The sequence below is a fragment of the Agrobacterium sp. CCNWLW32 genome, from assembly GCF_037083425.1.
Lineage (GTDB): Bacteria > Pseudomonadota > Alphaproteobacteria > Rhizobiales > Rhizobiaceae > Agrobacterium > Agrobacterium radiobacter.
On the sequence record NZ_JBAOJM010000001.1, the window covers coordinates 1 to 21,161 of the forward strand.

The 21,161-nt window shown below is 60.6% G+C and carries 19 protein-coding genes and 1 pseudogene; 10 read left to right on the forward strand and 10 right to left on the reverse strand.

Translation table 11 applies throughout. The annotated features are described in order from the left end of the window. Positions 1-147: 147 nt before the first annotated feature. From V6R85_RS00005 to thrC, 4 genes are all read right to left on the reverse strand, one after another. The gene (locus V6R85_RS00005; RefSeq protein ID WP_020010620.1) at positions 148-3,063 is read right to left on the reverse strand and encodes an EAL domain-containing protein; all 2,916 of its coding nucleotides are present in this window, start codon (positions 3,061-3,063) and stop codon (positions 148-150) included. Next, the gene (locus V6R85_RS00010; RefSeq protein WP_003509108.1) at positions 3,060-3,659 is read right to left on the reverse strand and encodes a GNAT family N-acetyltransferase; all 600 of its coding nucleotides are present in this window, start codon (positions 3,657-3,659) and stop codon (positions 3,060-3,062) included. The genes V6R85_RS00005 and V6R85_RS00010 overlap by 4 nt, the downstream gene beginning before the upstream one ends. A 93-nt stretch (positions 3,660-3,752) precedes the next feature. Continuing rightward, positions 3,753-5,051 carry a M16 family metallopeptidase gene (locus V6R85_RS00015; protein ID WP_003509107.1) on the reverse strand — a complete coding sequence of 433 codons (1,299 nt, stop codon included), beginning with the start codon at positions 5,049-5,051 and terminating at the stop codon, positions 3,753-3,755. A gap of 21 nt (positions 5,052-5,072) precedes the next feature. Continuing rightward, entirely contained in the window at positions 5,073-6,470 is a 1,398-nt protein-coding gene (thrC, locus tag V6R85_RS00020; RefSeq protein ID WP_111784582.1) for a threonine synthase, read from the reverse strand. A gap of 263 nt (positions 6,471-6,733) precedes the next feature. Between thrC and V6R85_RS00025 the strand changes: the two genes are divergently transcribed. Next, positions 6,734-7,273, forward strand: a complete 540-nt coding sequence (locus V6R85_RS00025; RefSeq protein WP_003509103.1) for a hypothetical protein — start codon at positions 6,734-6,736, stop codon at positions 7,271-7,273. Positions 7,274-7,343: 70 nt separating this feature from the next. Here V6R85_RS00025 and V6R85_RS00030 read toward each other — a convergent pair whose 3' ends face one another. From V6R85_RS00030 to V6R85_RS00040, 3 genes are all read right to left on the reverse strand, one after another. Continuing rightward, positions 7,344-7,658: a BrnA antitoxin family protein gene (locus tag V6R85_RS00030; protein WP_099085594.1), complete on the reverse strand. Its 315-nt coding sequence runs from the start codon at positions 7,656-7,658 to the stop codon at positions 7,344-7,346. Further along, complete coding sequence (locus V6R85_RS00035; RefSeq protein ID WP_087743495.1) at positions 7,637-7,909, reverse strand: BrnT family toxin; 273 nt, start codon at positions 7,907-7,909, stop codon at positions 7,637-7,639. The genes V6R85_RS00030 and V6R85_RS00035 overlap by 22 nt, the downstream gene beginning before the upstream one ends. Before the next feature lie 71 nt (positions 7,910-7,980). Beyond that, on the reverse strand, positions 7,981-8,670 hold the full coding sequence (locus V6R85_RS00040) for an HAD family hydrolase (RefSeq protein ID WP_003509098.1): 690 nt from the start codon (positions 8,668-8,670) through the stop codon (positions 7,981-7,983). Between the two features lie 217 nt (positions 8,671-8,887). Here V6R85_RS00040 and V6R85_RS00045 point away from each other — a divergent pair, with 217 nt between their 5' ends. Both V6R85_RS00045 and V6R85_RS00050 read left to right on the forward strand, forming a co-directional pair. After that, a complete protein-coding gene (locus V6R85_RS00045) occupies positions 8,888-9,568 on the forward strand; it encodes a GntR family transcriptional regulator (RefSeq protein ID WP_003509096.1) in 681 nt (226 codons plus the stop codon). 45 nt (positions 9,569-9,613) lie between these two features. Then, a complete protein-coding gene (locus tag V6R85_RS00050) occupies positions 9,614-10,090 on the forward strand; it encodes a DUF1284 domain-containing protein (RefSeq protein WP_099085593.1) in 477 nt (158 codons plus the stop codon). Between the two features lie 179 nt (positions 10,091-10,269). On the opposite strand, the gene V6R85_RS00055 is transcribed toward V6R85_RS00050, so the two are convergent. Beyond that, entirely contained in the window at positions 10,270-11,370 is a 1,101-nt protein-coding gene (locus tag V6R85_RS00055) for a hypothetical protein (protein ID WP_020811573.1), read from the reverse strand. A 236-nt stretch (positions 11,371-11,606) separates the two neighbouring features. Here V6R85_RS00055 and V6R85_RS00060 point away from each other — a divergent pair, with 236 nt between their 5' ends. The 3 genes and pseudogenes from V6R85_RS00060 (at position 11,607) to V6R85_RS00070 (ending at position 13,674) form a co-directional block, all read left to right on the forward strand. Then, positions 11,607-12,752 (forward strand): site-specific DNA-methyltransferase, encoded by a 1,146-nt coding sequence (locus V6R85_RS00060; protein WP_003509086.1) that lies wholly within the window; start codon positions 11,607-11,609, stop codon positions 12,750-12,752. A 378-nt stretch (positions 12,753-13,130) separates the two neighbouring features. Continuing rightward, positions 13,131-13,382, forward strand: coding sequence for a type II toxin-antitoxin system ParD family antitoxin (locus V6R85_RS00065; protein ID WP_003509084.1), 252 nt, complete (start codon positions 13,131-13,133; stop codon positions 13,380-13,382). A gap of 2 nt (positions 13,383-13,384) precedes the next feature. After that, a pseudogene (locus tag V6R85_RS00070) lies at positions 13,385-13,674 on the forward strand (type II toxin-antitoxin system RelE/ParE family toxin). A 41-nt stretch (positions 13,675-13,715) separates the two neighbouring features. Here V6R85_RS00070 and V6R85_RS00075 read toward each other — a convergent pair. Then, positions 13,716-14,327 (reverse strand): HAD family hydrolase, encoded by a 612-nt coding sequence (locus tag V6R85_RS00075; protein WP_111781238.1) that lies wholly within the window; start codon positions 14,325-14,327, stop codon positions 13,716-13,718. After that, entirely contained in the window at positions 14,324-15,436 is a 1,113-nt protein-coding gene (gene mutY / locus V6R85_RS00080; protein WP_020812857.1) for an A/G-specific adenine glycosylase, read from the reverse strand. Before mutY ends, V6R85_RS00075 begins: the two co-directional genes overlap by 4 nt. A gap of 127 nt (positions 15,437-15,563) precedes the next feature. Between mutY and V6R85_RS00085 the strand changes: the two genes are divergently transcribed. From V6R85_RS00085 to V6R85_RS00100, 4 genes are all read left to right on the forward strand, one after another. Further along, the gene (locus V6R85_RS00085; RefSeq protein WP_003509080.1) at positions 15,564-16,028 is read left to right on the forward strand and encodes a hypothetical protein; all 465 of its coding nucleotides are present in this window, start codon (positions 15,564-15,566) and stop codon (positions 16,026-16,028) included. Positions 16,029-16,055: 27 nt separating this feature from the next. Continuing rightward, on the forward strand, positions 16,056-16,577 hold the full coding sequence (locus V6R85_RS00090) for a DUF721 domain-containing protein (protein WP_003509079.1): 522 nt from the start codon (positions 16,056-16,058) through the stop codon (positions 16,575-16,577). Between the two features lie 128 nt (positions 16,578-16,705). Then, complete coding sequence (locus V6R85_RS00095) at positions 16,706-17,386, forward strand: DsbA family protein (RefSeq protein WP_003509078.1); 681 nt, start codon at positions 16,706-16,708, stop codon at positions 17,384-17,386. An 84-nt stretch (positions 17,387-17,470) separates the two neighbouring features. Continuing rightward, a complete protein-coding gene (locus tag V6R85_RS00100) occupies positions 17,471-20,938 on the forward strand; it encodes a chromosome segregation SMC family protein (RefSeq protein WP_111833663.1) in 3,468 nt (1,155 codons plus the stop codon). Positions 20,939-21,161 lie beyond the last annotated feature (223 nt).

Below are 21,161 nucleotides of genomic sequence, written 5' to 3' on the forward strand. Positions count from 1 at the left end.
CGTCGCCAAACGCTCGAATACGAGTAGAATCAACACCGTGCGCCATGTCCACCAAATTTAAACCGGACAGCAGTGGGACAAGCCCGAGGATGACGTGGAATTTGAGGAGGAGACTGCGCCCCCTCGCTTCCATGTACGCAATATCCCTTACGAAGCCCGCTTCGTCGGCTGGAACCGCTCCCGTAGAAGCTTCAGCGCCGCATCGCCGGAGACCGGCGTGCCGAACAGGAAGCTCTGGCCGAAATGGCAGTTCATGCGGGCCAGTTCGGCCGCATCTTCAGGCGTTTCGATGCCTTCCGCCACCACCTGCATGTCGAGTGCGCGCGCCATGGCGATGACGGAGCGCAGCAGAACGTTGCGCTTGTCGCTGGTATTGGCCACCAGCGCCTTGTCGAGCTTGATCGTGTCGAAGGGGAAGCGGGTGAGGTAGGCGAGTGACGAATAGCCGGTGCCGAAATCATCCATGGCGAGGCTGAGGCCGGTTTCCTTGAGCTTGGAAAGCACCAGCCGCGCCTGTTCCGGGTTTTCCATGACAACCGATTCCGTCAGCTCCAGCTTCAGCTGCTGCGGATTGCAGCGCGTGCGGGTCAGCATGCCGCGCACATCGTTGTACAATTCGTTGTTCAGCAATTGCGCGCTGGAAATATTGACGGAGATGAAGATCGGCATCTTTTCGATGGCGTGCTGCCAGTCCATCAGATCGGTCGCAGCCCGTTCCAGGGCGAACATGCCGAGAGGCTCGATCAGGCCGGAGGCCTCCGCAATCGGAATGAATTCGCTCGGAGGGATATTGCCGCGCTTGGGGTGTTCCCAGCGCATCAGCGCCTCAAAACCGGCCAGTTCGCCATCGTCAAGCTTGACGATCGGCTGGTAGGCCAGCGACAGCTCCTTGCGCTCGATGGCGCGGCGAAGATCGCTTTCCATCTGCAGACGGTCGGTGCCTGAGGTGCGGAAGGCGGGGCGGAACGGCTCGACGCGGTTGCCGCCGGCGCGCTTGGCGCGATACATGGCGAGTTCCGCATCGCTCAAGAGTCCGGCCGCACTTTCCTGCTGGTCGATCCATGAGACGAGGCCGATTGAGGCGGTGAGGATGATTTCGCGATTGGCGAAATTGATCGGCACCATGATCGCCTTGTTCACCGCATCGGCGAAATCGGCCACACGCTGCGGATCGCGCTCGGAGGTGAGGATAAGGCCGAACTCATCACCACCGAGACGCGCCAGGGTATCCTGCGGTTTCAGCAGGCGGCGCAGACGCCGTGTCAGCGCGATAAGGATATTATCACCCGCGGCAATGCCGAGCGTATCGTTGACCAGCTTGTAACGGTCGATATCGATCGCCATCACGGTCGGGCGCACGCCTTCGCTGTCGGGCGACAGGTTGAGGATCGATTGCAGGCGGTCGAGGAACACCTGCCGGTTCGGAAGCCCGGTCAGATTGTCGTTCATCGCATCCTGCAGCAACCGTTCCACCGAGTTCTTCTGCTCGGTAATATCGGTGATGGTGCCGACGCAGCGGATGATTTCGCCGTTGGAGCCGAGAACCGGACGGGCGCGGATTTGTAGCCAGTGGAAATGCCCGTCTTCGGCGCGAATGCGGAATTCGTGGTTGAGGCGGCCCTTGCGATGGTCGAGCAGCACGTCGAGCGTCGCCTTGAACCGGTCGCGATCGTCAGGATGCAGGCGCGGCAGCCAGTTGCGCGCAGCGCCGTGCATGGCGCCGGGTTCCAGCCCCAGCCGGTTGGAAATATCGGGCGTGGTGACGATGCGGTCGCGCGTTACGTCCCAGTCCCAGACCGTATCACCGCTGCCCGTCAGCGCCAGCGATTGACGCTCGAGGTCGGAGAACAGGCCCTGCTGATAGGCGCTGCCGGCAAAGGCGTGCTGGATGACGGTAAAGCCGATCAGAAGCACGATCAGCACCAGTCCGCCGCCGAGTGCGGGCTGCACGATGTCGTTGTCCAGCTGCCCCGTCACCGTCAGCCAGCTGCCGAACAGCCAGACGAGGATGAGCGCCCAGGAGGGAACGAGCAGGATCGCCCGGTCGTAACGGTTGAAACCGAGATAGATGATGAGCGCGATGCCGGCCGTTGCGGTGAGCGCGAAGGACACGCGCGCAATGCCTGATGCGACCGACGGATCATAGATCGCCACGCCGAACAGCAGCGCCAGACCCACCACCCAGGCAAAGGTCGCATAACCCAGATGCGCATGCCAGCGATTGAGATTGAGATAGGTGAAGAGGAAGACCACGAAGCTGGAGGCGAGCGCCACTTCCGCGCCCGCCCTCCATATTCGCTGATCGCTTGAGGTGACGGTTATGAGCTTTTCAAGGAAGCCGAAATCGACGCAGATATAGGCAAGCACCGCCCAGGCGAGTGCGGCCGAGGCCGGCAGGACGGAGGTTCCCTTGACCACGAAGAGAATGGTCAGAAGCACGGCGAGCAGGCCGGCAATGCCGAGCACGATGCCGCGATAGAGCGTAAACGCGTTGATCGTGTCCTTGTAGGCCTCCGGCTCCCACAGATAAAGTTGCGGCAGCTGCGGCGTGGAAAGCTCGGCGACGAAGGTGATGACGGAGCCGGGGTTGAGCGTGATGCGGAAGACGTCGGCATCCGGGCTCGGCTGCCGGTCAAGCGCGAAGCCTTCACTCGGCGTAATCGCCATGATGCGCTGCGAGCCGAGATCGGGCCAGAACAGCTTGGAATTGACGAGGCGGAAATGCGGCGCGACGATCACGCGCTCCAGCTGCTCTTCGGAGACATTGGCGAGCGCAAAGACCGCCCAGTCGCCCTGATGATCGGTGGAACTGGCGCGCACCTCGATACGGCGGCGGATACCGTCAGGACCGGGCGCGGTCGAGACCTGAAAGGCTTCGCCCTGATTGGCGTAGATATCGGTGGTGGCCGTCAGGTCGAGCGCCGTGTCGTCACGGGAAATCTTTACCGGCTCAAAAGCAAAGGAATGGGAAGCAAAAAGCAGGAACAGCAGGAAAAACGGCGCAGCCAGCGCGATTGCCGCCAGACGTTTCGCAAGGCACGGCGCAGAGTGATTGTAGGTCATGTATCGTACTTCGTTCCGCCGGAGCTTTGCTTGTCGGCAAGAAGGGAAAACATCATATGATCCCGCCATTGGCCATTGATTTTCAGATATTCCCGCAAGAGACCTTCCCGCTGGAACCCGGCGTTTTCGAGAAGCCGGATGCTTTTGAAGTTTTCCGGAATACAGGCTGCCTCGATACGGTGCAACTGAAGTCCGTTAAAGATGTATGGTATTACCAATTTTAATGCGGCAGACATATGGCCTTGCGCGGCGTGGCGCTCGCCGATCCAGTATCCGATCATGCAGCTTTGCGCCGCACCCCGGCGGATGTATCCGATGGTGATACCGCCCACCAGGAGCGTCTCTTTTTCAAACAGCAGGAAGGAGACGGCGGTGCCGGAGGAAAACTCCTGGCCATTGCGCACCACGCGCATGCGGAAGGCGCCCTCCGTCAGTTCGTCCGGGCGCCAGGTCGGCTCCCAGGGCTGAAGAAACTGTCGGCTTTCCGAACGCAGCACATGCCATTGCTTGAAATCGCCGTAGCGCGGCAGTCTGAGAAGGTGATTGGCGCTGCGCAGTTCGGGCGTGTCGCTATGTCGGGAAAGAAAACGCAGCATTCACGATCCCTGTGCGGCAGACATCGCCATCCGCAAGCGGGATGGCGAAAAAGGTGAGCGGACTTCGCCTTTAAATCCCGCCCTCATATCGGTTTATCCGTTCGCCTTTATCCTTGCGGGCTGCTGCGCGGAAAGCGCGGCAGTGATGTCGGAAAGAGGCGGCAGATGTTCGAGCGGGCCAATCGCAGACAATGTCGGAACTGTATCGAAAAACAGCCGTCCTGCAAGATCGGTCAGGCGCGCGCGGGTGATGTCGCCTAGCCGTTCCATCATCTCCTCATTTGGGATGGGCCGGCCGTAAAGCATCATCTGCCGGGCGATCTGTCCGGCGCGGGCGGCCGGGCTTTCCTGGCCCATCAGCAATTGGGCGCGGATCTGCGCGCGAGCACGGTCGATTTCCTCCTGATGGATGACCTGCGAGGACTTGCGCAGCTCCTCGACAATGACGGGCACCAGTTCCGGCAGGTCGTTGCCGCCAGTGGCCGCATGCACGCCGAAGATGCCGGTATCGGAAAAACCCCAGTGAAAGGCGTAGACCGAATAGCACAGGCCGCGATATTCGCGCACTTCCTGGAACAGGCGGGAAGACATGCCGCCGCCCAGGATATTGGCGAGGATCTGCGAGCAATAGAAGTCGCGGGCGTGATAGGCCTTGCCCTCGAAGCCGAGAAGCACCTGCGCGTCCATGAGGTCGCGGGTCTCGCGGATTTCGCCGCCGGTATAGATTGCCTTTTCCATAACCGGTGTTGCCACCGGCAGCTGCGGCAGTGAGGCGAAACGTTCTTCCACCTGCTTCACGAAGCTTTCGTGGTCGACAGCACCGGCCGCCACGACGAAAATGCGGTCCGTCGTGTAGTTGCGGGCGAGATAATGCCTGATCTGGCCTGTCGTGAAGGATTGAACGGTTTCCGGCGTGCCGAGGATCGGGCGGCCGATGGTCTGGTCGCGATAGGCGACACCGGAGAAATTGTCGAAGATCACGTCGTCGGGCGTATCTGTGGCTGCACCGATCTCCTGCAGGATGACGTTTTTCTCCCGCTCCAGCTCTTCTTCGTCGAACAGCGATTCCGTCAGGATGTCGGCAAGGATATCGACGGCGAGGGGGACGTGGTCTTTCAGGACGCGGGCGTAGTAGGAGGTTGTTTCCGTCGATGTCGCGGCGTTGACTTCACCGCCGACATTTTCGATCTCTTCGGCGATCTGGCGGGCGGTGCGGCGCGCCGTACCCTTGAAAGCCATATGTTCGAGAAGATGGGCGATGCCGTGTTCGGCAGTCGTCTCGTTGCGGGATCCGGATTTGATCCACACCCCAAGAGCAACGCTTTCGAGATGCGGCATTTTTTCCGTGACAACGGTCAACCCGGACGAAAGCCGGGTCACATTAACTCTCATACTCAACGTCTTTCCGCGTCTCTATTTGCCGGCGCGTGCATGGCTGCCGATGAAGGTTTCCACGGCTTTCAGCTCTGCATCCAGAATGTCGAAACGCTCCTCCCGGTTCATAATGTCAGCTAACCATACTGGAAGCGCAGGCTCGATTGCGCAAGCGGATTTTACAGCGGCCGGGAATTTAGCCGGGTGAGCGGTCGACAGGACAACCATCGGGCTTCCCGCTTTTTCGTGCTTTTCCGCCACGAAAACACCGGTCGCCGTATGCGGATCGATGAGGTAGCCGGTTTTCTCAAGCGTGTCGCGGATCGTCGCCGCCACCTGCTTTTCGGTGGCGCGGCCGGCGCGGAAATCCTTCTTGATGAATTTCAGGGCATGGGGCGGAATTTCAAATGCGCCGGACTGCTTCAGCCCGTCCATCGATGCCTTCACTGCGGCGGAATCACGGCCATAGGCTTCAAACAGCAGCCGCTCGAAATTCGAGGAAATCTGGATGTCCATCGAAGGCGAGGTGGTGGGCTTGACGCCGCGCATCTCGTAACGGCCGGTCTTCAGCGTGCGCGCCAGAATGTCGTTGTCATTGGTGGCGATGACGAGCTTGTCGATCGGCAGGCCCATCTTCTTGGCGACGTAACCCGCGAAAATATCACCGAAATTGCCTGTTGGGACGGTGAAGGAAACCTTCCTGTCGGGACCGCCGAGCGAAAGCGATGCGGTGAAGTAATAAACCACCTGCGCCATGATGCGCGCCCAGTTGATGGAATTGACGCCGGAAAGCTTCACGCCGTCACGGAACTTCACGTCGTTGAACATTTCTTTGACCAGCGTCTGGCAATCGTCGAAATTGCCATTGATCGCCAGCGCATGCACGTTGGAGGCGGTGGAGGTCGTCATCTGGCGCTGCTGCACCGGAGAGACCTTGCCGTTCGGGAAAAGAATGAAGATGTCGGTGCGCTCACGCCCGGCAAAGGCGTCGATTGCCGCACCGCCCGTGTCGCCTGATGTGGCGCCGACAATGGTGGCGCGCTCGCCGCGTTCGGAAAGCGTATAATCCATCAGGCGGGCGAGAAGCTGCATCGCCACATCCTTGAAGGCGAGCGTGGTGCCGTGGAAAAGCTCCAGCACGAAGGTGTTCGGGCCGGTCTGCGTCAGCGGCACGACGGCCGGATGGCGGAAGGTCGCATAGGCGTCGTCGATCATCGCCCTGAACTTGTCGGCCGGAATTTCACCGCCGGTGAAACGGTAGAGAACCTCGAAGGCGACATCCTGATAGGACTTGCCGCGCAGGTTGCGGATTTCCTTCTTCGACATGGAAGGCCATTTGCGCGGAACATAAAGCCCGCCGTCACGGCCAAGGCCCGCCAGAAGCGCGTCGCAAAAACCAAGCGAAGGGGCCGCACCCCTGGTCGATACATATTCCACGAGATAGTCCCTTATCCGTTACCGATTGATCGGCATCTTTTCCGCAGCGTCTTACCGGAATGAGGCGGTTGGGCAGCTAATGAAGGGCTTTTTTGAAAATTCAAGCAAAACCGAACATGCCAATCGATTTTTTCCGGCGTCGCTGCTATAGACCATCGCCAACCTGCGTGAAAGGTCAATAAACAGCGTCTCCGGTTCTGTTCCGGGACAATGGAGAGGGAATTAGAAGAGTGTCAGGGAATTTCTTGCGTTTGTCCGCCGCGATGTCGCTTCTGGCCGTCGTTGCAGGATGCAATTCCTCCAACCCGTCGGACTCGCTTGCCGTCAACCCGCCGGCCGCGCAGGCCAATGCGGTCACCCCGGTGGTGCAGGCCAACTGCCCGACGGTCACGGTTCTAGACGCCAACGCCGTGCACCGCGTCTATGCCGGCGGCGCCAAGGATGACCCGCAGAAACTCGCCTATCAGGTCTCGCTGTCAGACACGACGCGCTCCTGCACCGCCAATGAGTCGACGCTGACGGTGAACGTGCTGGCCCAGGGCCGCCTGGTTCCCGGCCCGATGGCCAAGCCCGGTCGTGTCACCGTGCCGATCCGCGTGACGGTGAAGGACGGCGACGGCGAGATTTTCGGCGAAACGACCAACTTCGCCATCGATCTGCCCGCAGGCGGGGCCGGCACCCAGTTCATCTTCAACAACGACCATGTCGCCATCCCCAACGGACCGGGCGGCGCGCCGCGGTCTGTCAGTGTTTATATCGGCTTTGCCGAGCAGGGCGCGAAGGCCAAGACCAAGCGCCGGTGATCTGACGGGCGAAATGTAAAAACCGGAGGCTGCTCTGCCGTCTCCGGTTTCTTGTTGCATGGCAACGAGTTCAAATGCCTGCGGCCTTCCGCAAAGCATCATTGATGCGGCTCTGCCACCCTTTGCCACCCTCGCGGAAACGTTCCACGACATCCTCATCAAGGCGCAACGTTACCTGTTTCTTAGGCTTATCTACCGGTGGGCGGCCACGCGTCTTTCTGTATTCATTAATTGCTTCGAAAAAAGCAGGTGGCAAAACGTCTCGGACGGGGCGCGCATTTTCGAGTTCTTGATCCGTCATTTCCGGGAAATCAACGGCGTTCCAGTCCGCTTCGGTGTAGCCGCGTCCGGGTTTGAATTTTTTTAGTTTTGCAGCTTTGGCCATGGCAACCTCCTTCTTTCCTTGGAACTCGCCCTTCGGAAAATGGATATCGCTTCTGTTCCGACAGTCGCAAAAACGATAGCCATCGTTTCGTCCCGAAAATATCCGATCGCTTTGAAGCGCGAATTTCCCGGTCCGGTCAAGCTTTTCTCGATGATGGCGTTCTCCCAGTCGGAGCCATCAATATCCGCGAAGTCGAAGCCGTGCTTCTCGATATTGGCGAGCCGCTTGGGCTCGTCCCATATGATTTTCATGAATTAATGTAGCTACATTTATTAAAATATCAATGCTGCCACTCAGATCACGAAAGAAGTCCCATCACAACTTAAAAAGCGCCTTCCCACTCCGCCATTGCCGCAATCACGGCCGGCAGGTCCTGCATGCGCGAAATCACCGTTTCGGCACCCGCATCCGTCAGCCGGTCGGCGTGGCTCGGATAGGTGTGGGATGCGCCGGTAAAGCCCACGACCCGCATGCCGGCCGCTCTTGCGCCATGGATGCCGTGCACGGAATCCTCGACCACGACCACGCGGTCAGGGGAAACGCCGAACTGGGCCGCGCCATGCAGGAAGATATCCGGTTTCGGCTTCACGCGGTCGGCCCCGAGGTCCTTGGCGGAATAGATATGCGGCGCGAAATAGGGCTTGAGGCCCACCTTCGTCAGCATCATGTCGAGGCGGTGGCTGGAGGAGTTCGAGCAGATGCAGCGCGGCGTGGTCAGGCGGGACAGCGCGAATTTCACGCCCTCGATGATCTTCACGTCGCGTTCCAGACGCATGTCGAGCAGCTTTTCGGACTTGTCGAGCAGCGAGGCGGAGAGCGGAATGCTGGCTTCGCTTTCCACCTGCAGAAGAATGTTCTTCCAGGTCATGCCGGCGAAACGCTCGCCCATTTCCTCGACGGAGATCGGATAACCGGCCTCGGTCAAAAGGCGGGATTCCACCTGCGCCGCGATGATTTCGGAATCGACCAGAACGCCGTCGCAGTCGAAAATAATGAGGTCGAAGCCGCTCATGGGCGCTCCCTGTATCGGATTTGCTGGAAGAAAATGATGCCGGGCTTTTAGACCATGTCTGCGCCAAGCTCAACCGGTTCACCCGCAAGGGTCGGTCCCATCAGGCTCATGGCTGGCAGGGATGCGGCAAGTGAGCGGCTTCGAATATTCGGCGTTGCGCCATGTGATGGCGCAAAAACCGCTACACACGGCCGCGCCATATGCGTTATGGGATGTTATGCCCAAGACAGTGAAAAACGCGCCCGAAGACACCATTGCAGCACGCATCAGCCGCACGCTTGCCGACCGTATCGTTCGCGGGGAGCTGTCGCCGGGCGAACGCCTGAGGCAGGATCACATCGCAGCCGAATTCGGTGCATCGCATGTGCCGGTGCGCGAGGCGTTCCGCCGGCTGGAGGCGCAGGGGCTGGCGGCCAGCATCCCGCGCCGGGGTGTCCGGGTAGCGGATTTCGGCCTTGACGATGTGCGAGAAGTGGCGGAAATGCGCGCCGCCCTTGAAGTTCTGGCGCTACGCCACGCCATTCCAAACATGACGCCTGCCATTCTCGATCAGGCGGAGGCCGCAACGCTCGAAGGCGATAGCGCCGTCGATGTGCAGCATTGGGAGGAGGCCAATCGCCGCTTCCATCGCCTCATCACCGCGCCCTGCAACATGCCGCGCCTGATGGAGGCGATCGACGGCCTGCATGCGGCAAGCGCCCGCTTCCTGTTTTCCGCCTGGCGCGCCGGCTGGGAGCGCCGCACCGATACCGATCACCGGGCGATCATCGATGCGCTGCGCGGCGGCCGCGCCGAGGAGGCGGTGCGTATTCTGGACGGACATGTGCAATGGATCGGCCGCAAGGCGATCCGCACCTCGTCCGGCTCGGTGCGCGACGCCTTCGCCATCGTCGGATAGGGTGGCCCCTTGACCGTCCGTCTCCGGCCCCACCACCTTCTCTGCATGCTCACTTATGTGGGCAAGGGCTATACGTCAGGCTTCGTCGAGAATTACGACCGCGTCGCCGTCCGCCTGAATGCCGGCGAGGAAGATATCGAGCTGGTGGATGGCCCGGACGATATCTGTGAGGGCCTGCTCTGTGAAAGCCATGCCCACTGTTTCAACGAAGGCGTGGTGCAGCGGGATGAGATGGCCCGCCTTTCGGTTTCAGCACTTTTGGGCGAGACGCTGACCGCCGGCAAGCGGCTGCAGGCGACACCGGACTTTCTTGTAAAGATGCGTGTGGCTTTCGCTGCCGGCGAGATCAGGCAGGCCTGTCGCGGCTGCCAGTGGATAAGGCTGTGCGACCGCATCGCGGCGTCAGGCTTTGCGGGTGTGAAAATCGGCGAGCCGTTACCAACCGTGGCGAAGGATGCGGCGCGTTTTTCGAAGCATCCGATGCTCAGGCCCAAATATGGGTCGTCTGGCCGGAAACACTGATGACGTTTTCTCCATCCTCATTCCTGTGCTTGTCACAGGAATCCAGCCAGCCCAAGTCTTTGGACTGAAAGAACTCTTCCCGTCGCGCAGACGCGCGTCGGCTGGATCCCTGTGACAAGCACAGGGATGAGGGAGGGAGGGAGGCAAGCGGAATGAGGAGAGGGGCCGCGCCGTGCCGATTACTCTGGCACACTCGTCTCGGTTCTCTCGGCGGCCTTGACCGTCGCCTTGATCTCCTTTGGCTCGCGGCCGGATTTCTTGTCGTAGCTCACCTTCACCGAATATTCGCCGGGATGCAGGGTTTCCTGATGCTGCGTGCCGTAACGGCCGGAAATTTCCTTCTGCGTGCCCTGAAGATCCCTGGTCGTTTCGACGATATCGATCCGTTCGGCACCGGGGGCCTTGATTGCGAGAACACCCGCATCGAGATCGATTGTAATTTCGGTTCGTTTTCCGGCCGTCACGGTGAATGGCTGTTCCACCGTCACCTTGCCGAGACGGGCACGCATGACGAAATCACCAGCCGGCATTTCCATCATCTTGCCGGTGCCGTAAATGCCGTTGATCGTCTCACGCGTGCCATCCAGCGTTTCCTTGGCTGACATGGCTTCGAAACGGATATCATCCGTTTCCACCGCCCTGCCGCCTTCCGCATAAACGGCCTTGGCGATCACCACGCCGCTCGGAATGACCAGCTCGTGGCTGATCTTCTCGCCTGCCTTGATGGCCAGTTTCTCCTCAGCCCGCGCCGGGCCGATGCGGCCGGTGAGGAGGACTTCGCCCGCGGGCACGAAGACAGTGTTCTGGCCGTAGACGCTATCCTTGAAATCATCCCTGGTGATTTCGGTTTTCGCCTGTGTTTCCACATCGCCGCCGGGGCTGCGTTTCGGCACGACCGTCAATTCCGCCGCATCGAAATTCACCTTCGGCCTCGCAACGTTTCCATCCTTTACCTCGAAGGGCACTTCGCGGGTCACATTGCCCAGCGCCGCCACGCCGACATATTTGCCCGCCGGCAGCTTCGCCTCGAAGGTGGCGTCATAGGAGCCGCCGGCATTGTCGTCGGTGCGCCCGCCGGCGCGGTCGGCCTTGTAGAAATCCCACCGCACCCGGTCGCTGTTGCCGAGCGAGGGGCCGCCATCGAACAAAACCGCGTCGGTGATGACGTTATATTGCGGGGCCGGTTGCTGCGCCTGCGACGGCGCCGGCAGCGCCGTTGCGAAAAGCGCGGCGCAAACGACATTCATGGAAAAAGAAGCCATTTTCATCACGGACCCCATTGCGGATTACCCCCTGCCAGAATGGCTCTTCCTGCCGCGCCCATATGCCGCGACAGGAGAACCCGTTGTGCACAACGTTTTTGCCGGACTTCGGGTTCCCCGCCGTCCGCCGCAAATCGCGCCTGCGCGCCGCAACAGCCATTTATTTCGCATTTTCCGTGACTTGTTCAGGCTTTGATAACCATCTTCGGTAACCATAAGCGTCAGTAGAGAGTAAGCGTATGGAGCGAGTACCAATGGCAGCAGTTTTTCCGCTGGCCGATTTTCGGCGTGCCGGTTTTGATCGTGCGGGCGAGAGTGACGCCTGGAAAGACAGCATCATCAAAGGTGATTGTGTCGCTGCCTTGGATGCCCTCCCGAGCCAGTCGGTGGATGCGATTTTCGCCGACCCGCCCTATAATCTCCAGCTTGGCGGCACGCTGCATCGTCCCGATCAGTCGCTGGTCGATGCCGTCGATGACGAGTGGGATCAGTTCGCCTCCTTCGAGGCCTATGACGCCTTCACCCGCGCCTGGCTGCTCGCCTGCCGTCGCGTGCTGAAACCGAACGGCACCATCTGGGTCATCGGCTCCTACCACAACATCTTCCGCGTCGGCTCGATGCTCCAGAACCTCGATTTCTGGATCCTCAACGATATCGTCTGGCGCAAGACCAACCCCATGCCCAATTTCAAGGGCCGCCGGTTCCAGAACGCCCATGAGACCATGATCTGGGCCAGCCGCGATCCGAAAGCCAAGAACTACACCTTCAACTACGATGCGCTGAAGGCCTCCAATGACGACGTGCAGATGCGCTCCGACTGGCTGTTCCCGATCTGCAGCGGCCATGAGCGCCTGAAGGGTGACGACGGCAAGAAGGTGCATCCGACCCAGAAGCCGGAAGCCCTGCTGGCGCGCATCATCATGGCCTCCACCAAGCCGGGTGATATCGTGCTCGACCCGTTCTTCGGTTCCGGCACCACGGGTGCCGTTGCAAAACGCCTCGGCCGTCACTTCGTCGGCATTGAGCGCGAACAGGATTACATCGACGCGGCATCGGCCCGCATCGCCGCCGTCGAGCCGCTCGGCAAGGCGGAACTGACTGTCATGACCGGCAAGAAGGCCGAGCCGCGCGTTGCCTTCAACACGCTGGTGGAAAGCGGTCTCGTCCGTCCCGGCCAGGTGCTGACCGATGCAAAGCGCCGTTATAGCGCCATTATTCGTGCCGATGGTACGATTGCATCCGGCGGGACGGCCGGCTCCATTCACCGCCTCGGCGCGAAGGTGCAGGGTCTCGACGCATGCAACGGATGGACGTTCTGGCATTTCGAGGACGGCGACGCGCTGAAGCCGATCGACGATCTCCGGACGATCATCCGCAGTGAAATGGCAAAGGCCGAATAGTCGAAAGCCCAAAAAGCCGAAGACGGACGATCCACCGCCCGCCCTTGTCAGAATACGTCTCTGTCCGGTTTAGTACCTTCAGTCCCGGATGGAGAACGACCAACGCCCGGCACTTCGGTGTCGGGCGTTGGTATTTTCGAGTATCTTATTTTAGCCAGACAAGTTTCGCGCAAGAGACGAGCAATACTGTCTCAAATCAGAGCAGTGGTTGTGAAAATCCAGTCAGGACAAATCACAAAAAACATTGCGTCCGATGCCGCTTGCGGCAGGACTGGCGCAGGCCGGAGACCGCCATTTCCGCCTGCGCCAATTTCTTTTCCCGATATGTTTTGACAAACTTTGCCAAATTCTTCACTCTCCCATCAAAGGGAGATGAATATGGCGACCATGAACATATCGCTGCCTGCACCCATGAAAGAATGGGTCGAGGCCCAATCCAGGACAGGCCGTTATTCCAATGCGAGCGACTACGTGCGAGACCTGATCCGCAAGGATCAGGAGCGAGGCGAAAAAATCGCGGCGATGCAGCATTTTGTGGATGAGGGATTGCAGAGCGGTGCCGGGCATCGCTCGCAACAGGCCTTGTTCGCCGAGGCTGAAGCCCGTTCCATGAAACGCAAGATCGGTTGATCGTGGGCTTTCGCCTGTCTCTGCTCGCGGAAGAAGACGTCATTCGCATAGCCGAAGAAGGCATCGCGATATTCGGGCTGGCGCAGGCGCAAAAATATCACCGGGAACTCTATGAGATATTTGAGCTGATATCTCTCAACCCACGCATGGCACGCGAGCGGCACGAGTTGTTACCGCCGCTGCGTATCCATCGGTTCAGGGCACACCTGGTTGTTTATGGCGTGGGAGCGGACGATGTGTCTTGATCGTCCGCGTCCGTCACGCACATGAGGACTGGGTCAACGAGTCGTAGCAGGCGGGGCACGCACGTCACCATTTTGCACGGCAGCTCCCTTACGCTTCCACCCCATAAGCCCGCAAATCCTGCCTCAGCTTTTCCGCACCGGTGAAGTGCACGGCCTGCCAGCCGGCTGCTTTCGCGCCTTCGACATTGGCGAGTGTATCGTCGATGAAGATGCTTGCGGCGGGGTTGAGGCCGAATTCTTTGGCGTGCAGATCGTAGATTGCCACATCAGGCTTCAACAGCTTCACATCACCGGAAACGGTGACGCCGCGCGGCAGGGTGAGGAAGGGGAACATTTTCTGCGCCTCGCGGAAGGTGTCGGAGGCGAAGTTGGTCAGCATCGTCACGTCGTGGCCGCCGTCGATCAGGGCAACCATGATCGCGACGCTGTCATCGTAGGAATGCGAGACCATTTCGTGCCAGAACTTACGGAAGGCGCGAATGTGTTCTTCCCGCTCGGGGAAGCGTTCCACCAGCAGCGCCTCGGCATCCTCCCAGCGGCGGCCGCGATCCTGTTCGAGGTTCCAGTCATGGGTGCAGACATTCTCGAAGAACCATTGGCGCTCGTCGGCATCAGGAATGAGACGGCTATAGGGAATATGCGGATCGTAATGGATCAGCACCTTGCCGATGTCGAATACGATATGCTCAATCTTGGTCATCGAAATTTCCTGCGTTCATCGAATGCGGATGGAATAGCTTGGGCGATGACTTTTTTCATCACCGTTGGCAGCGCCTGCGCGTCAAGATTTGTAACCGGCTCCCACCATCCGTCATCCGGGCGGGTTTGAAGGCCGTCCGGCGCCTGCGCGCGATAGACGGTGAGCCGCAGTTCGAAATGGGTGAAGACATGCACGATGACGCCCGCCGCCTGCCAGCCGGCGGCAAAGGGCGCATGGCTCGCCTCCGTGCCGCCATCCATGCGCGCGGTCCACGCCGTTGTCGGCACCTCGGTCATGCCGCCGAGAAGCCCGCTTTCGATGCGCCGCCGGAGCAGGATTTCGCCGCTCGCATTCACCGCGACGAAGGCGGCCCCGAGCCGCACCGGCTTTGCCTTCTTTGCGGCCTTGACCGGAAACCGCTCCGGCTCGTCATGGGCAAGCGCAAGACAGTGGCCGTTGAACGGACAGAGCGCGCAGGCCGGCCGTTTCGGCGTGCAGATCGTCGCGCCAAGGTCCATCATCGCCTGGGCAAAATCGCCGGGCCGATCAGGGGGCGTAAGCTCGGCCACCTTCGCTTTCATCGCCGGTTTGGAGCCGGGCAGGGGAGCATCGATGGCGAAAAGGCGGGAGATGACGCGCTCGACATTGCCGTCCATGACAGCCGCCTGCCGGTTAAACGCGATGGCAGCGACAGCCGCGGAGGTATAATCGCCGATGCCGGGAAGCTTCTTCAGGCCTTCTTCCGTATCCGGAAAGACGCCGCCATGTTCATTCGCCACGGCTTCCGCGCATTTTTTAAGGTTGCGGGCGCGGGCATAATAACCGAGCCCGGCCCATGCCGCCATGACATCCTCGACCGGCGCTGCCGCCAGATCGCTGACGCTTGGCCAGGCGGAGAGGAATTTCAGGAAATAGGGTTTTACCGCCTGCACCGTCGTCTGCTGCAGCATGACCTCGGACAGCCAGACATGATAGGGATCGGCGCGGTTTCCCTGTCTCGCCTTGGCGGGAGACGTGCGCCAGGGGAGCTCGCGATGGTGCCGGTCATACCATGCGAGAAGTTGTTCCGCTGTCGGACGTGATATTTGTTGCCGCGTATGTGTGTTCATCGCCGCTGAACATAGACACGGTACGGCAATCTGCAACAGGAGACCCGTTGCTGTGACGTGGAAAACCGTGTCTGGTGACGAACGCCCGACATCGAAACCCATGATCCGATTTTGGAGGAAGAGCCCCATGCCGAATGCGCTGCTGGATAATATACCCCAACCGCTCCTGTACGTTATCGGCGTTCTGTTGGCCCTGTGCCTGATTGGAAGCCTGCTGAATCATATTGGCCGGCTGTGTTTCGGGCGGCAAAACAGCGTGGCCTTTGTGGTTTCCCGCCTCATCGGCGAAGTCCGTGAACTGGAGAAGATGAGAGGCAAGCCCTCGCGCCGCTTTCGAATTATCGAATCCGGTTTCTGGGCAATTTTCTGCCATGGCCTGTGGATATACCTCTCCGTCATCCTGACCTGCATGTTGGTGATTGCCGTTATCTCGGATAAGCCGGGAGTACCACATCTGAAGTTTTTGGCTGGGGCTTATTTCCTCTTTGGATGTTTGGTGGCGGGAGTGATACGCTTGGGCGCCTGCCGGGACTGGCGACGATTCCGCGCATTGTTGCGCGGAGAAGAAGATGACGATGGCGCGACCGCTTGAGGTCGCTTGGCCTCTGTCGAGGAGAGTATGAAGAAACCCGCAGATTCATTCCGCAAAGGCGTCGTGCAGATCGCCGAAGTCGCCAATGGCATCATGGACCCCGTGTTATCGAAACGGGCGGGTATCAACACCGCGCTGCTCGGTTCCTGGGACGAGATCGCCGGTGAGGATTTTGCCGATTGCACGCGGCCGGAAAAGATCACCTGGCCGCGCCGCGACGAGGGCCCGGATCGCGGCGGTTATCAGCCGGGCGTGCTGACCATCGCCTGCGAAGGCGCGCGCGCTTTGTTCCTCACCCATGCGCAGGGCGAACTTATTGCCCGCATCAACGGCTTTTTCGGCTTTCCGGCGGTGCGCCAGATCAGGATCGTACAGAAACCGGTCTCCCAAACCATTCACCGTCGGGGCAAACCGCAGCCCCTGCGCGGCGATGCGGCAAAACGTCTCGACGACATGATGGAGGGTATCGAGAGTGAGGCGCTTCGCAAGGCGGTGGAGAGGCTCGGCACGGCGGTCTTGCAGAAGAAGCCGAGGGGCCGGGCGATTTGATCGGTCCGGTTGTCCTTGACTGGTCACAATTCTTTGACAAGAAGAGTCCAAAACCCCGCTTGTGATGAACAGGCCGTCGCTATATCGGAATCAACGGACAATAGAGTCTATTACCAACAGGTGCTTTCATGCATTTTCCCGAACTGACCATTTCCCGTCGCAGCCTTCTCGGCGGCGTTGCCCTTGCTGCCGTTGCCACGGCCCTGCCGTTTGCCTTCATGCCCGGTATCGCCGAGGCGCAGGAATTGCCTGAATCCACCGGTGACGTGGATATGGCTGCGGTGATGAAGCCCGGCCCGCTGCCGGAAGCCGCACTCGGCGATGCCAACGCACCCGTCAAGATCGTCGAATATATGTCGATGACCTGCCCGCACTGCGCCAACTTCCACAACAAGACCTTCGAAGAGATCAAGAAGAAGTACATCGATACCGGCAAGGTTTATTTCGTGCTGCGCGAATTCCCGTTCGATCCGCGCGCCGCTGCCGCCTTCATGCTGGCGCGCTGCGCACCGGAAGGACAGTATTTCCCCTTCGTTTCCATGCTGTTCAAGCAGCAGCAGAGCTGGGCTGTCGCGCAGGATGCACGCGCCGCCCTGCTGCAAATGTCGAAAATGGCCGGTTTCTCACAGGAGTCTTTCGAGGCCTGCTTGACGAACCAGAAACTTCTGGATGATGTGAACGCAACGATGCAACGCGGTGCGACGGAATTCGGCGTCAACTCCACGCCGACTTTCATCATCAACGGCAAGAAATACGCAGGAGACATGTCGGTTGAATCCATGTCGGCTGTCATCGACAAGCTGCTCTGATCGCCGAAGCCTTAAAGGAACGGGCGGCGGATATTTCCGTTCGCCCGTTTTTTATTGCCGTTTTTCTGTCTGGAGCATGGCGGCATGAAGTTTAACAAGCTCCGCGTCGTCGGTTTCAAGTCCTTCGTCGAACCCTCCGAATTCATCATCGAGCCGGGCCTGACCGGCGTTGTCGGTCCCAACGGCTGCGGCAAGTCCAATCTGGTCGAAGCGCTGCGCTGGGTGATGGGCGAAAACTCCTACAAAAACATGCGCGCATCCGGCATGGATGATGTCATTTTCTCCGGTTCCGGCAACCGCCCGGCCCGCAACACCGCCGAAGTCGGCCTCTATCTCGACAATTCCGACCGTACCGCGCCTGCCGCCTTCAACGATGCCGATGAAATTCAGGTGACGCGCCGCATCGAGCGCGAAAACGGCTCGGTCTACCGCATCAATGGCAAGGAGGCCCGTGCTAAGGACGTGCAGCTTTTGTTTGCTGATGCCTCCACCGGCGCGCGCTCGCCCTCCATGGTGGGGCAGGGGCGTATCGGCGAGCTCATCAACGCCAAACCGCAGGCCCGCCGCCAGCTTCTGGAAGAGGCGGCCGGCATCTCCGGCCTGCATTCGCGCCGCCACGAGGCCGAGCTCCGCCTGCGCGCCGCCGAGACCAATCTGGAGCGGCTGGAGGATGTGACCGCCCAGCTGGAAAGCCAGATCGAAAGCCTGAAACGGCAGGCGCGGCAGGCCAACCGCTTCAAGATGCTGTCAGCGGATATCCGCGCCCGCGAAGCGACCCTGTTGCATATTCGCTGGGTAGAGGCGAAGGAAGCCGAGGGCGAGGCGGAAAGCGCGCTTAATCAGGCGACCAACATCGTCGCCGAAAAGGCTCAAGGCCAGATGGAAGCGGCCAAGCAGCAAGGCATCGCCAGCCTGAAGCTGCCGGAACTGCGCGAAGATGAAGCGCGGGTGGCCGCCGCCCTGCAACGCCTGCAGATTGCCCGCACCCAGCTGGATGACGAGGCGAACCGCCTGCTGCGCCGCCGCGACGAGCTGGCGCGCCGTCTCTCGCAGCTTGGCGAGGATATCGTCCGCGAGGAACGTCTTGTTTCGGACAATGCGCAAATCCTTGCACGGCTCGATGAGGAAGAGGCCGAACTCCTCGAAATCCTCTCCGATTCCGGCCGCCATGCCGAGGAGATGCGCGAAGCTTTCGAAACCGCCGCTATCAAACTGGCGGAAAGCGAAGCCGTCTTTACTGCAATCACCGCCGAGCGAGCCGAAGCGTTCGCCGCGCGTCAGCAATTGGAGCGGACGATCCGCGATCTTTCCGATCGTAAGCTGAGGCTGGAACGGCAGTCGCAGGAGGCCTCCGCCGAGATCGAGGCCATCGATGAAAAACTCTCCGGCCTTCCCGATCCTTCGGAACGGCGGGAAGCTGTCGAGGCGGCAGAGATTGCGGTCGAGGATGCCCTGATCGTCGCTGACGAAGCCGAGGCCGCTGTCGCCGAGGCGCGTTCCGCCGAAGCGCTGGCGCGCGGGCCTCTGGAAACGGCGAAAAACCGGCTGAACGCGCTCGATACGGAAGCACGCACCATCACCAAAATCCTTGCCTCCAGCGCCGCCGCCAATGGCAGCTTCACGCCGGTGGCGGAAGAAATGACGGTGGAGCGTGGCTTTGAAGCGGCGTTGGGTGCCGCCCTCGGCGACGATCTCGAAAGCCCGCTTGATGCCGCCGCCCCCGCCTATTGGGCCGGCAATGGCGACGGGGCAGGTGATCCCGCCTTGCCGCAGGGCGTGACGCCGCTGCTCGATTACGCTCAGGCGCCAGCGGCTCTCCGGCGCGCGCTTGCACAGATCGGCGTCGTCTCCGGCACGGCGGAAGCCCAGAGACTACTGCCATCACTCAAGGTCGGCCAGCGGCTGGTGACGCGCGAAGGCGCGCTGTTCCGCTGGGACGGCCATATCGCCAGCGCCGATGCGCCGGGTGCTGCAGCACTTCGCCTGTCGCAGAAGAACCGTCTCGCGGAAATCGAAGCTGAACTGGATGAGGCCCGCTCCATTCTGGAAGAGGCCGAAGACCAGCTTGCCGCCAGAACCGAGGACATAAGAAGCAGCGAGTTGCGGCTTTCGGAAGTGCGTGACGGAAGCCGGCTTGCGACCCGCCAGCTTGCCGAGGCGCGCGAGGCGCTGACATCAGCCGAAAGGGCTTCCGGCGATCTTCTGCGCCGCCGGGATATCGTCTCGGAAGCGCTGAACCAGATCGGCGCGCAGATCGACGAGATCGCCGTTCAGGAAGAAAACGCCCGCATCGAAATGGAGAACGCGCCTGATCTTTCCGTGCTCGATCTCCGTCTGCGCGAAAGCCAGCTGGAAGTCGCGACCGACCGCGGCCTTCTGGCGGAAGCCCGTGCCCGCCACGAAGGCGTGAGCCGCGAGGCGGAAAGCCGTCAGCGCAGAATTCAGGCGATAGGGCAGGAGCGTTCCACCTGGCAGTCGCGTGCGGCAAGCGCCGCCGACCATATCGCCACGCTGCGCGAGCGCGAGGAAGAGGCGCGCGAGGAAATCGCCGAGCTGGACATAGCGCCCGAGGAATTCGACGAGAAACGCCGCAACCTCCTCAACGAATTGCAGAAGACGGAAGACGCCCGCCGCGAGGCTGCCGATCGGCTCGCCGAGGCGGAAAACCTGCAGCGCGCCGCCGACCGGGTGGCTGCAACGGCGCTTTCGGAACTGGCCGAAGCCCGCGAAAAGCGTGGCCGTGCCGAGGAGCGGCTGGTCTCCGCCCGCGAGAAGCGGCAGGAAACCGAACACCGCATCCGTGAAACGCTGAATACCGAGCCGCATATGGCGTTTCGCCTGACGGGCCTTGGTCCTGACCAGCCGAAGCCTGACATTCGTGATGTCGAACGCGATCTCGACCGGCTGAAGATCGAACGCGAGCGGCTGGGCGCCGTCAACCTGCGCGCCGAGGAAGAGCAGGCCGAGCTCTCGGCCAAGCTTGCGGCGCTGATCAAGGAACGGGACGACATCATCGATGCCGTTCGCAAGCTGCGCGCCGGCATCCAGAACCTCAACCGAGAAGGCCGCGAACGGCTGATCGCCGCCTTCGATGTGGTCAATTCGCAGTTCCAGCGGCTGTTCACCCATCTTTTCGGCGGCGGCACGGCGGAATTGCAGCTGATCGAATCCGATGATCCGCTGGAAGCGGGGCTGGAAATCCTCGCCCGTCCGCCCGGCAAGAAACCGCAGACCATGACGCTACTGTCAGGCGGCGAACAGGCGCTGACGGCGATGGCGCTGATCTTCGCGGTCTTCCTCACCAATCCCGCGCCCATCTGCGTGCTGGACGAAGTGGATGCGCCGCTCGACGACCACAATGTCGAGCGTTACTGCAACCTGATGGACGAGATGGTGGCTTCCACGGAAACCCGCTTCGTCATCATCACCCACAATCCCATCACCATGGCGCGCATGAACCGCCTGTTCGGCGTCACCATGGCCGAACAGGGCGTGTCCCAACTGGTGTCTGTTGATTTGCAGACTGCCGAACAGCTGCGCGAAGCCGTCTGAGGCGGCTTTTCCGGGAGCCAGCCCCGACTTTTGCTCAATGTGAATTTATCTTGCCGTATCACCCATTCGGGTGAGCGACATCACGCAGCATTTTGATATGTTTTCCCCAAGAGCCAAAGGGTTCTCTCCAGACCCCACCATCCGGTTTCCTGTACCGGATGGAATGCCTTGCGAGGCCGCTGCCGTGGCCTCGCAAGGCTTTCTTTTCCGGGTTCACAGAGTG